This is a genomic window from Leifsonia sp. Ger2509 (assembly GCF_055231915.1).
Genome location: NZ_JBUYVB010000003.1, coordinates 3,028,590 through 3,039,807, shown reverse-complemented (window position 1 = coordinate 3,039,807; position 11,218 = coordinate 3,028,590). Strand labels below are relative to the sequence as shown.

General features: G+C 69.9%; 10 protein-coding genes. 6 read left to right on the top strand and 4 right to left on the bottom strand.

Going from position 1 to position 11,218, the window contains the following annotated elements:
* Positions 1 to 95: 95 nt before the first annotated feature.
* Positions 96 to 1,031 carry a ribokinase gene (locus ACV7NN_RS14665; protein WP_463350307.1) on the bottom strand — a complete coding sequence of 312 codons (936 nt, stop codon included), beginning with the start codon at positions 1,029 to 1,031 and terminating at the stop codon, positions 96 to 98.
* 259 nt (positions 1,032 to 1,290) lie between these two features.
* Here ACV7NN_RS14665 and ACV7NN_RS14660 point away from each other — a divergent pair, with 259 nt between their 5' ends.
* The 6 genes from ACV7NN_RS14660 (at position 1,291) to ACV7NN_RS14635 (ending at position 8,020) form a co-directional block, all read left to right on the top strand.
* A complete protein-coding gene (locus ACV7NN_RS14660; RefSeq protein ID WP_463350306.1) occupies positions 1,291 to 2,025 on the top strand; it encodes a cation:proton antiporter domain-containing protein in 735 nt (244 codons plus the stop codon).
* Complete coding sequence (locus ACV7NN_RS14655) at positions 1,989 to 2,900, top strand: hypothetical protein (protein ID WP_463350305.1); 912 nt, start codon at positions 1,989 to 1,991, stop codon at positions 2,898 to 2,900. Before ACV7NN_RS14660 ends, ACV7NN_RS14655 begins: the two co-directional genes overlap by 37 nt.
* Positions 2,901 to 2,999: 99 nt before the next feature.
* Positions 3,000 to 5,015 carry a cell wall-binding repeat-containing protein gene (locus ACV7NN_RS14650; protein ID WP_463350304.1) on the top strand — a complete coding sequence of 672 codons (2,016 nt, stop codon included), beginning with the start codon at positions 3,000 to 3,002 and terminating at the stop codon, positions 5,013 to 5,015.
* A gap of 58 nt (positions 5,016 to 5,073) precedes the next feature.
* Positions 5,074 to 6,291 (top strand): NAD(P) transhydrogenase subunit alpha, encoded by a 1,218-nt coding sequence (locus tag ACV7NN_RS14645; protein ID WP_463350303.1) that lies wholly within the window; start codon positions 5,074 to 5,076, stop codon positions 6,289 to 6,291.
* Positions 6,288 to 6,608: an NAD(P) transhydrogenase subunit alpha part 2 gene (locus tag ACV7NN_RS14640; RefSeq protein WP_463350302.1), complete on the top strand. Its 321-nt coding sequence runs from the start codon at positions 6,288 to 6,290 to the stop codon at positions 6,606 to 6,608. The genes ACV7NN_RS14645 and ACV7NN_RS14640 overlap by 4 nt, the downstream gene beginning before the upstream one ends.
* Positions 6,605 to 8,020 carry an NAD(P)(+) transhydrogenase (Re/Si-specific) subunit beta gene (locus ACV7NN_RS14635; protein WP_463350301.1) on the top strand — a complete coding sequence of 472 codons (1,416 nt, stop codon included), beginning with the start codon at positions 6,605 to 6,607 and terminating at the stop codon, positions 8,018 to 8,020. Before ACV7NN_RS14640 ends, ACV7NN_RS14635 begins: the two co-directional genes overlap by 4 nt.
* A gap of 102 nt (positions 8,021 to 8,122) precedes the next feature.
* Here ACV7NN_RS14635 and ACV7NN_RS14630 read toward each other — a convergent pair whose 3' ends face one another.
* From ACV7NN_RS14630 to ACV7NN_RS14620, 3 genes are all read right to left on the bottom strand, one after another.
* Positions 8,123 to 9,940 carry a molybdopterin-binding protein gene (locus ACV7NN_RS14630; protein WP_463350300.1) on the bottom strand — a complete coding sequence of 606 codons (1,818 nt, stop codon included), beginning with the start codon at positions 9,938 to 9,940 and terminating at the stop codon, positions 8,123 to 8,125.
* 90 nt (positions 9,941 to 10,030) lie between these two features.
* The gene (locus tag ACV7NN_RS14625; RefSeq protein ID WP_463350299.1) at positions 10,031 to 10,372 is read right to left on the bottom strand and encodes a DUF488 domain-containing protein; all 342 of its coding nucleotides are present in this window, start codon (positions 10,370 to 10,372) and stop codon (positions 10,031 to 10,033) included.
* Positions 10,373 to 10,409: 37 nt separating this feature from the next.
* A complete protein-coding gene (locus ACV7NN_RS14620; RefSeq protein ID WP_463350298.1) occupies positions 10,410 to 11,189 on the bottom strand; it encodes a phosphatase PAP2 family protein in 780 nt (259 codons plus the stop codon).
* Between the last annotated feature and the right edge of the window lie 29 nt (positions 11,190 to 11,218).

Genomic DNA, 11,218 nt, shown 5'->3' with positions numbered 1-11,218 from the left:
CTGTTGCGGCCGTCGTATCCGCCGCAACCGCCGTCGAGTGGTCGCTAACCGCCCGAAACGCGCCGCCGGAAGGGGAGTTCGTGACGACTCGATCGTCAGAGGTGCTCACCGAACGCCCGAATTTCCGCGAGAGCGGGAATGGACGGCACCGCCCCAGGTCGCTGCACGGAAAGGGCAGCGGCTACCGTCGCGAACTCGGCGCAGTGCACGAGCATGGCCAGGCCGAGGGCGGACGCACGGGAGCGCTCGAGTTCGGCGACGAACGCGCCGCAGAACGTGTCGCCCGCGCCCGTCGTGTCCACCGCGTCGACGGGCAAGCCTTCGACGGACGCAGTGCCCTCACCCGGAACACTCACGACGGCACCGCGTGCTCCGAGCGTGATGATCACGGCGAATCCGTCTTCACCGAGCGCCTCGGCCAGCTCGGTCTCGCCGACTCCGGCAGGGTCCTTGTCGTGAAGGTCCTCGAAGAGCAGTGCGGCCTCGTGCTCGTTCACCACCAGCACGTCGATCGATTCGAGGAGCACCGGGGGCAGAGTTCGGATCGGAGCAGCATTGAGCACCACGATCGCGCCGGACGCGTGTCCGATCGCGGCGGCAGTGACGACGGTTTCGAGCGGAGTCTCCAGCTGAAGGAGCAGGACCTCCCCATCCGCGATGACGGCGCGCTCCTCGTCCGTCAGATCCTTCAATGTCCTGTTCGCGCCGGAATCGACGACGATCGCGTTCTCGGCTCGATCATCGACGAAGATGACCGCGGTGCCGGTGGGCGCATCCGTTCGGCGTAACAGAAGATCGACACCGCTCGCGACGAGATTCGCGACCAGGAGATTGCCGGCAGCATCCGCCCCGAGCGCGGCGATGAAGCACGCGTCGGCACCAGCTCGTGCCGCCGCGGTCACTTGGTTGTTCCCTTTTCCGCCTGGAGCGGAGTCGAACCCCGTCGCGAGGACAGTCTCTCCCGCCGCCGGAATGCGCCCCACCCGGTAGACGAGATCGAGGTTGGCACTCCCGACGACGACGACGCTCACTGGGTCACCATACAGCGAGTCGGGCGGCGTTAACGGGTTGCCGCCCGCACCGGATCGAGCCCGCCGTTCCTGACTGCGCCCGCTCAGGGCGGGGCGAACCTAGGATGGAGGCGGTTGGGAGAGCCGGAGCGCGAGCTCACGGGCAGGCGGGGAGGGACCGATCGAAGCGCTGAGCATCGCCGTCGCGGGACTGCTGGTCGTTTCGGCTGCAGCCGCCCTCGCGCCGCGCCTGCGCATCGCCGCCCCGATCATCCTCGTCGTGCTCGGCATCGCGATCAGCCTTCTGCCGTTCGTGCCGCCCCTGCACATCAGCTCGGAGCTGATCCTCGCCGGCATCCTGCCGCCGCTCCTCTACTCCGCATCCGTCCAGATGCCGGCCATGAACTTCCGCCGCGAGTTCAACGCGATCGGCGGGCTCTCGGTCGCTCTCGTGGTGGTCTCGTCGATCCTGCTCGGCTTCTTCTTCGCGTGGGTGATCCCCGGCATCACCATCTGGTGGGGTATCGCTCTGGGCGCGATCGTCAGCCCGACGGATGCGGTGGCCACCTCGATCGTGAAACGCATCGGCATCCGTGGGCGGGTGGTCTCCGTGCTCGAGGGCGAGAGCCTCCTCAACGACGCGACCGCGCTCGTCCTCCTGCGCACGGCCGTAGCGGCGACCGCCGCGGCCATCTCGTTCTGGGGCGTGCTCGGCAGTTTCCTCTACGCCGTCGCCGTCGCCGTTATCCTCGGGTTCGTCGTCGGCCGCCTGAACCTGTGGGTGCGTTCGAAGGTTCCGGATGCGACGGTCAACACGGTCATCTCGTTCACCGTGCCGTTCCTCGCCTCGATCCCTGCCGAGTTGCTCGGAGCATCCGGACTGGTCGCCGCCGTCGTCGCGGGACTGGTCACCGGGCACGGCGCCGCCCGCCGCCTCCCCCGCAGCATCGTCTCTCGGACAGCCAGAACTGGCGGGCGGTGGAGCTCGTCTTCGAGGGAGCGATCTTCCTGCTGATGGGCCTCGAGCTCTTCGGCATCATCAACGAGGTCCAGTACACGAACTACGGACTCGGGCCGGCGTTCGTGGTCGCTCTCGGCGCCTTCGTGCTGACCCTCGTCGTGCGCGCCGCATACATCGCCGTCCTCCTGGCCGGTGCACGCCGACGCGCCAGGCGAAGCGAGAAGGTGAAGCCGCAGCTCGACGTGATCCAGCAGCGGCTGGACAACCCGGATGCGCTGCTCACGAGGCCGACCCTGCCCGGTTCATCGCGGCCCGGCCCGCCACATCCCGGACCGGGGCCCGAGCAGCTCGAGCGAGCCAAGACCCGCACCCGCCGCGTGATCGCCGACATCGACTATCTGCTCGCGACCCCGCTCGGCTGGCGCGAAGGCGGCGTGCAGGTGTGGGCGGGGATGCGCGGTGCGGTCACGGTGGCCGCCGCGCAGACCCTGCCGCCCGACACTCCGGACCGCGCCTTCCTCATCCTGGTCGCATTCGTCGTCGCCGCCTCGTCCCTGCTCATCCAGGGCGGCACGCTCGGTCCTGTCGTGCGCTGGCTGAAGCCCGCCGGCCCTGACGAGAAGGCCGAACGGGAGGAGCGCGGGCGGATGCTCGCGATGCTGACCACCATCGAGCGCGACATCAGGGCCGCGAACCCACCCGTGGTCGAGCTGCCGACCGATACAGCGGTGGACGCCGCCCTCCCGACACCGGACAGTTTCGCCGCCCTCAAAAAGCTGACGGTCCAGATCATCGAAGCCCAGCGGACGGCCCTGCTGGATGCGCGCGACGAGGGCGCGTTCAGCGCCGAGATCCTGAACAGGGCGCTCGACAACCTCGACGCCGACCAGATCAGCATCGAGCTGAAGGGCGCACCGGTCGAGCCCTGAACCGCCTGACCGGCTCCCCAGCACCGTGACAGGACGTTTCGTATAGAGTCTCCGACGGGTGCGTCTGTCGCCCACTGGTGAAGCGGGGGAATCCACGACATGCGTAGTCGCGCAATGCTGGCGTGCTCCGTCGCCCTCGCGCTGGTGCTGTCCATTGGTGTCGCCGTACCGTTCGCCGTCGGGGCCGCGCCCGCATCCGCCGTGACCGCGGACCCCACCGTGACGCCGTTTCCGGCCGGCGTGACCCGCCTGAGCGGAGCGACCCGGTTCGAAACCGCGGTCGCCGTCTCCCAGCGCTTCGCCCCTGGCGTCCCGGTCGCGTTCGTCGCCTCCGGCCTCGATTTCCCCGATGGGCTGGGGGCCGCGGCGGCGGCGGCCCAGCTCGGCGGCCCGCTGCTGCTGACTCAGCCGACGCAACTGCCGGGTGCGGTCAGCGCCGAGCTGAAGCGCCTGAAGCCCGCGAAGATCTTCATCGCCGGTGGCACCGGTGTGGTGAGCGCGAACGTCGCGACGGCGTTGGCCGGCATTGCGAGCACCGAACGCCTCGCCGGCGCGAACCGGTATGCGACCGCGGATGCCGTCGTGCAAAAGGCCTTCACCAGCGCGGACCATGCGATCATCGCAACGGGTCGCGGGTTCGCTGACGCCTTGAGCGCGACGGGAGCGGCAGGATCGCGCCACGCCCCCCTCGTCCTGGTCGACGGCCTGCTGCCCGCCCTTCCACAGAGCACGATGCACCGGCTCTCCGCGTTGGGCGTGACCTCGGTCTCCATCGCCGGGGGCGCCTCCGTCGTCTCGTCCGGCATCCAGGCGCAGCTCACGAGGGCCGGGATGACGGTCACGCGTTACGGCGGAGCGACCCGTTTCGAGACCTCGGCCCTTCTCAACACCGCGTACTTCCCCGCGGGCTCGTCGTCGACGTCGTTCGTTGCGAGTGGCCTCGATTTCGCCGACGCGCTCGCGGCCGGCGCGCTGGCGGGGCGGCTCGCAGCGCCGTTGGAACTCAGCGCACGCACCTGCGTCGACCCGACCGTGGGCGACCATCTCTCCGCGCTGGCTGCGACGAGCAGTGTCGTGTTGGGCGGCACGGCGGTGGTCTCACAGGCCGCAGCCCTCGGCACCCGGTGCGTGTACCCGCTGGTGACCGGTCAGCTTGCCGGATGGGCGACGTCGGGGTGGACCCTGTCGCCGGATGCCGCGCTCCCGTACTCGGACCGGCCGCCGGTCGACGTCACCAACCCGTCCATCAAACTCGATTCGACCGGCCTGGTCATCTACCTCCGCCATGACACCGGCACGCGCGCCGACCATCCCGTCGCGTACGCGCAGTACGGCATCTCGGCGCTCCTCCAATACGAGGCGACCGGCGACCGCATCTGGCTCGACCGCGCCATCCGGCAGGGGCAGCAGCTTCTCGCAATCCACACCGAGAGCAACGGCGCCTGGTGGTTCCCGTACCGCTTTCCGTGGACCTACTACCAGCGCACCCTGACGGCGCCCTGGTACTCGGGCATGGCGCAGGGCCAAGTGCTCTCCCTCTTCGTGCGCCTCGCCGAGGCGACCGGGGACAGCACCTGGGACAACGCCGCCGCGCACACGATGACGAGCTTCACCGTCCAGCATTCCGCGACCGCTCCCTGGATGAGCCTGGCGATCGACAAGCACCTCTATTTCGAGGAGTACGCCGGCAACCAGCCGCCACTTCTCGTTCTGAACGGGCACATCTTCGCGATGTTCGGCCTCTACGATTATTGGCGCCACACCGGTGACGCCACGGCGGCCCGGTACTTCGATGGCGCCGCGACGACGGTTCTCCAACGGATGCTCCCCGCGGTGCGCGTGGTGGGCGGCGTCTCCTACTACTGCGTCCAGGCCGACTACTGCCAGAGCCCCCTCTGGCAGAACCAGGGCTACCACCCGATACATTCGTGGCAGCTGGACACCCTGGCGCGCCTCACGGGGGAGCCGCAGTTCGCGACGTGGGCCGACCTCTTGCGCAGCGACTGGTCACCGGCCGTCGCGCCGTTCTCACTGAGGAGCGTACCGACGCCGCCGCTCGAGCCGCAGCCCCAGCCGCAGAACCCGCCCGACCTCGGCACCTGGGTGGGCCAGTAGCAGCAGCCGCGGTCGGCGCTTCCGCGACGAAAACGGATGCGCGACCTATGCTGCTCGTATGACGTCGCTGTCACCCAACCCGCCCGGCGACCAGCGGGCTGCCCTGTCGATCGGCGTTCTGCGGGAGACCGCACCCGGTGAGCGCCGTGTGGCCGTCGATCCCGACGTGGCCGCCGAGTTCGTCCGGAGCGGTCACCGCGTCCTTCTCGAGACCGGTGCAGCCGAGCCGGCGGGATGGGCGGATGCCCCGTATGTCGCGGCCGGGGCGACCATCGCGTCGCGCGAGGCCGTGATCGGGGAAGCGGATGTGCTCGCCGCCCTCCGGCTGCCACCGGCCCAGGTCACCTCAGCACTGCGCGAAGGCCAGGGTCTCGTCGGGCTGCTCGATCCCCTGCAGAACCTCGACCTCATGGACGAGTTGTGCCGCCGGGGCGTCACCGTCGCCGCTTTCGAGCTGCTGCCGCGCACACTCAGTCGCGCGCAGTCGATGGATGCTCTGAGCTCGCAGTCCGCGGCCGCGGGCTATCGTGCGGCGATCGAAGCCGCCGAGGCGTTCGGCGGCTTCTTCCCGATGATGATCACGGCTGCCGGCACCGCACGTCCGGCCCGCGTGCTCGTCATCGGCGCCGGCGTCGCAGGGCTCCAGGCCCTGAGTACCGCGCGGCGGCTCGGCGCCGTGGTGACCGGCTACGACGTGCGGCCGGCCTCCCGCGGTGAGGTCGAATCGGTGGGCGCATCCTTCGCCACGTCGTCGGTGGCCGAGGGAGCGGGGTCCGGCGGCTACGCCCGCGCGATGACCGCCGATGAACTGGCCGCCCAGCAGCAGGAGCTCTCCCAGTTGATCACCCGGTTCGACGTGGTGATCACGACGGCGAAGGTCCCCGGCAGGCGCCCGCCTGTGCTCGTGCCGCAGGAGACGCTCAACGCGATGGTCCGCGGCTCCGTTTGCGTGGACCTCGCGTGCGGCCCGTTCGGCGGGAACGTCCACGGTTCGGCCGACGGTCAGCGCATCGTCACCGCGAACGGTGTCATCGTGATCGGCAGCGGCGACCTCGCCACGACGATCCCCACCGCGGCCTCCCGGATGTTCGCGAAGAACGTGCACGCGCTGGTCACCACGCTCACCCACGACGGCAGGTTCGCGCCCGACCTCGCCGATGAGCTGCAGAGGAGTGTCGTGGTGTGCAGTGACAGGGAGATCGTGAGTCCCGCAGTTCGGACGGCACTGGGCCTGGGCGACGCCGCCGCAGCCCGATCGGAGGAGGTGCGCTCGTGAGTACGGAGCTCTTCACGGGAATCACCGTGTTCGTCCTGGCCCTCCTCGTGGGGTTCGAGGTGATCAGCAAGATCCCGTCGACGCTGCACACCCCGATGATGTCGGGGGCCAACGCCATCCACGGTGTCGTGATCGTCGGCGCCATCCTCACCGCGATCTCTGCGGACACCCCCATCGGCTACCTGCTCGCCGGGATCGCCTGCGCGTTCGCCGCGGCCAACGTGGTCGGCGGCTACCTCGTGACGGACAGGATGCTGCGGATGTTCCGTGCTCCGAAGAGCCGGCGCGCTGAAGAGACGAAGGAGCCGGTGAAGTGACACCCCTGGAGCTCGGCACCGGCCTCGCCTACCTCGCAGCGGCGGTGGCGTTCGTCGTCGGTTTGCACCTCATGCGCACCCCGTCCACGGCCCGGCGCGGGAACCTCCTCTCCGCGTGCGGCATGGCCGTGGCCATCATCGCCACCCTGGTCCTCGCGATCGCCGGCACCGGATCCCCCACGGGCTGGATCGTACTCGCCGTCGGTGTCGCCGTCGGCAGCATCGCGGGTGTCCTCGGAGCCACCCGCGTCAAGATGACGGCGATCCCGCAGCTGGTGAGCCTCTTCAATGCAGTCGGCGGAGGCGCGGCAGCGGCGATCGCCCTGGCCGAGATCCTGAAAGCGCCGACGACCGGGACGCTCGACCTGAGCGTGTCCATCCCGATCGTGCTCGACGTGCTGATCGGGTCGGTGACGTTCTCCGGGTCGCTGATCGCAGCCGGAAAGCTGCAGGGCATCGTGTCGGGGCGGAGCATCCGCTTCTTCGGCTCCCGCCTTCTCAACGTGCTCGCGATCGTGGTGGCCCTCGCCGCGGCGCTTGCGATCATCCTGCTGCCGCCGGGGCCGCTGGCCGTCGTCGGCCTGCTCATCGCAGCGCTCGCGTTCGGTGTGCTGATGGTCCTGCCGATCGGAGGCGCGGATGCTCCTGTCGTCGTCTCGCTGCTCAACGCGTTCACCGGCCTCGCCGTCGCGATGGCCGGGTTCGTGATCGGAAACGAGGCCATGATCATCGCGGGTGCGCTCGTGGGAGCGGCGGGCACCATCCTGACCCTGCAGATGGCCGCGGCGATGAACCGATCGGTGGCGAACATCCTCATCGGCGGGTTCGGGGCCGGATCCGGTGGGTCGGGCGCGGACACGGGCGCAGAGTCGGCCGACGTCCGCAGTCTCAGCGCCGACGACGTCGCCATCCAGCTCGCCTACGCGCAGCACGTCATCATCGTGCCCGGCTACGGGCTGGCGGCCGCCCAGGCGCAGCACGAGGTCGCCGAGCTCGCGGAGCTGCTCGGGCAGCACGGGGTCGACGTGAAATACGCCATCCACCCGGTCGCGGGCCGGATGCCGGGCCACATGAACGTGCTCCTCGCCGAGGTCGCCGTCCCCTACGACGACCTTCTGCAACTCGAAGACGCCAACCGCGCCTTCGAGAACTGCGACGTGGCGCTCGTCGTCGGCGCGAACGACGTGACCAATCCGGCGGCCAGGCGCTCCGGCAACCCGGTCTCGGGGATGCCCATCCTCGACGTCGACCACGCCAAGGCGGTGGTCGTGCTCAAGCGGTCGATGTCGCCCGGCTACGCCGGCATCGCCAACGAGCTGTTCGGACTGCCCAAGACGGGGATGTACTTCGCGGAGGCGAAGCAGGGTCTCGCCCAGCTCGTCTCCGCCGTCAAGCAGTACGTCACGAGCTGACGCCTGCTGGCGCGCTCGTCGGCGACGAGTTGGCAGTACGTGCGGTTTTGCGCGCGCGCAGAACGACAACGAGTGCCAACTCGTCGCCCGGACCTGCGCCATTCATGCCCAGGGCAGGTCGAGAGCATCCACGAGGCCGTCGACGCGTGCACCGCCCGCCGGCACGACGGCGACCGTGTCGGCGAGCGCGAGGCCCCGGAGCATCCCGGAGTCCGTCCACCCGGCCGGGACCGCGGACCCCCCGGCCGTCATCCGGCACGGTACCAGCAGCGCTGCGGGGCGGGGATTGGGGATGTCCGCACCAAGCCGGACGGTCGGCATCGCGGGAAGCGGCCGCCCGAGCATCCCCTCGACCAGCGGGCGCAGCAGCACCAGCGCCGCGAGGACAGCGGCGAGCGGGTTGCCCGGAAGGCAGACCGCCACGCTCCCGGTGTCGAGGTGCGCGACCAGCGCGGGCCGCCCGGGGCGCGAGGCGACCCCGTCGATCAGCAGGCGGGCGCCGAGCCCATGGAGGACAGCCCGGGTGTGGTCCGCGGCGCCCATCGACGTGCCGCCGGTGACCACGATCAGATCTGCCGTACTGCGCTCGATCGTCGCTTCGATCTTCCGCGCGTCGTCGCCGACCCGGACGACACCGGCCACGCGAGCGCCGATGCTTCCGAACAGTGGCACGAGCTGCGGAGTGAGCGCATCCCGGATCCTGCCGTGGCCCGAACGTCCGGAGCCGACGAGCTCGTCGCCCACCACCACGAGGTCCACGGTCGGTGCGTCGCGGACCATCACGTCGTCCGCTCCGCAGGCTGCGGCGAGTCCGAGGCGAGGAGGCGTCAGGACCTGGCCGCGGCGCAGCACGACCTCGGCCGCCGCCGCTTCCTCCCCCGCCGGCCGGATGTGGTGCCCCTCCCGGGGTCGCCCGAGGCCCTCTTTCAGAGAGAGCTCGAGTGCGCCATCGGCCGCCGGGGCGACGACGCCGTCCTCCAGGCGCACGACCGCCCACGTGCAGGGCGGCACTTCGGCGCCCGTCATGATCTGTTGCGCATTGCCCTGCTCCAGCGGCGATTCGTCGATGTCGTCGCCGGCATGGATCGGCTCGCCCACCCGCCACGGACCGGGGCCGCTGACCGCCCAGCCGTCCATCGCCGAATTGCTGAAGGCGGGCACCGGCGTCATGGCGACGACATCCTCTGCGAGGGTCAGTCCGACGGCGGACTCCACGGCGACCCTCCGGTGGGCTGTCAGGCGGTCCGCGCCGAGCTCGTGGGCCCTCTGCAGCGCTTCCGCGACCGTCGGCGCCGCCAGCACGTCCGGTCTGCCGGGCGGCAACGCGATGCCGAGCGCACGCGCCTGTTCCGGCGTGTCGACGTCGGCGGAGATACCGGGGCCGACCGCGACCTCGACCAGGCGAACACCGTCGAGAAGCCGCTTCATCGAGCTGTCGGCCACCGAACCGAGCGCGTCGCGGGCGGCCAGCAACGCCGAGACGCGGTACAGCCCGACGAGGAACTGGCGGTGCGCCGCTTCGTCGATCGGCACGATCCCGTCAGTGTCCGGATGCTCGCCGGCCGCGGCCACCAGCATCCCGGTGAGTTCGGCGGAACGCACCACGTCGCAGGCCAGCACGAGCACCCAGGTCGCCGTCGACCCGGTGTCAAGCAAGGCGTCGACCCCGGCCATCACCGCGCTCGCGGGCCCCGAATAGACCGGCTCCTCCCGGGCGACGAGGACGCCGGCGGGCACGCTCGCCGGGTCGGGATCGCCGACGACGACGCGCCGCGCCGCGCCCTCCGCTGCCGCGAGTGCACGCGCGAGGAGCGTGCGCCCCTCGTAGACGAGCGCCCCCTTGTCGCGGCCCCCCAGCCGCCGGGCTCGCCCGCCCGCGAGGATGACCGCATCCACATCGGTTTCCGCGAGCGCTACCACGACGGCGTCGGCTTCCTGGTCATGTTCCGGTCATTGTTCGGCAAACCTGCCCACATCCAATCCTCAGCACTCGGCCGAGGCGAGCCCGGGCTAAGCGAGATAGTCGGCGAGCACGATCGCATGATTGTGCACGCCATCCTTCGCTCCATAGACGAGCGTGACGACGGGATGCTCGCCGATCACGTCACGCAGCTCGCGGACGGCGTCGTTCTCGTCGAGCTCGGCGAGGTAGCGGATGCGGAACTCGTCGAAACGCGCCGGATCGTGACCGAACCACGTGCGGAGCCCGGGTGTCGGTGCCACATCCTTCGCCCACAGGTCGATGGCCGCGAGGGTCTTGGACACGCCGCGCGGCCACAGCCGGTCGACGAGAACCCGGAAACCGTCGGCCGGGTCCGCCGGCGCGTAGGCCCGCTTGAGCTGAATCGTCACGGCTCCACGTTAGCGAAGACGACGGGACGAGCGGAGGTCAGGTTCCTTCGGTCTGCGGCTTCGAGTACTCCCCCGTCACTTCCTCGCCGGGGATGCGCACGGTGCGCCAGGTGTCGATTGCGATCACGATTCCGACGATGATCATCGACAACGCGATCGAGGCCATCGTGTCGGTGAACCAGTGGTAGCCGAGGTAGAGGCGGCTGATGACCTGCCCCACGATCATCACGATCGCCACGATCAGGGCCGTGACGGTGAACCAGCGGCGCTGGATGCGGCTGGCGAGCAGGAACGCCAGAAGCAGGAAGAAGTCCGACACGCCGAGCACATGCCCCGACGGGAACGAGTACGTGTGGTCGGGGCCGAACAGCATCAGTCCGATCGGGGGCCGGGGATGCTTGACGATCGGGGCGAGCACCAGCGCCGTGATCACTCCGGTGAGCATCGCGGCCGACAGAAGGAGAGGCCGCCAGATGTGCCGGGAGGCGATGATCCACACGACCACGACGACGAAGATGATGATCGGCAGGGCGATCGGGCCGAACACGATCGCCAGCGCGATCATGAAGGTCGTCGCCGGAGCCGAGCGCTGGGCGTCGAACCACTGTTCGATCGGCGCATCCAGCCGCTGGACGCCGGTGTGCGTGAGGACGCCGACGAGGAGGATGGTGAAGGCCACTGCGCCGACGATCACGAGAACGACGGAGAGCACGTAGAAGCGCCGCCGCACCTCGGGTTCGACGAAACGCTCCTCGACGACGAACTTCTGATGCCAGCCGGCCCAGCCGCGGGTCGGTTTGTCGGCGATGTCGGTCATGTGCACCTTCCGTCGATAATGCTCGACCG

Excerpts from the sequence above, each read along its gene's own strand:
- ACV7NN_RS14645 (WP_463350303.1), top strand. The coding sequence starts at position 5,074 with ATGACGTCGCTGTCACCCAACCCGCCCGGCGACCAGCGGGCTGCCCTG.
- ACV7NN_RS14650 (WP_463350304.1), top strand. The coding sequence starts at position 3,000 with ATGCGTAGTCGCGCAATGCTGGCGTGCTCCGTCGCCCTCGCGCTGGTG.
- ACV7NN_RS14620 (WP_463350298.1), bottom strand. The coding sequence starts at position 11,189 with ATGACCGACATCGCCGACAAACCGACCCGCGGCTGGGCCGGCTGGCAT.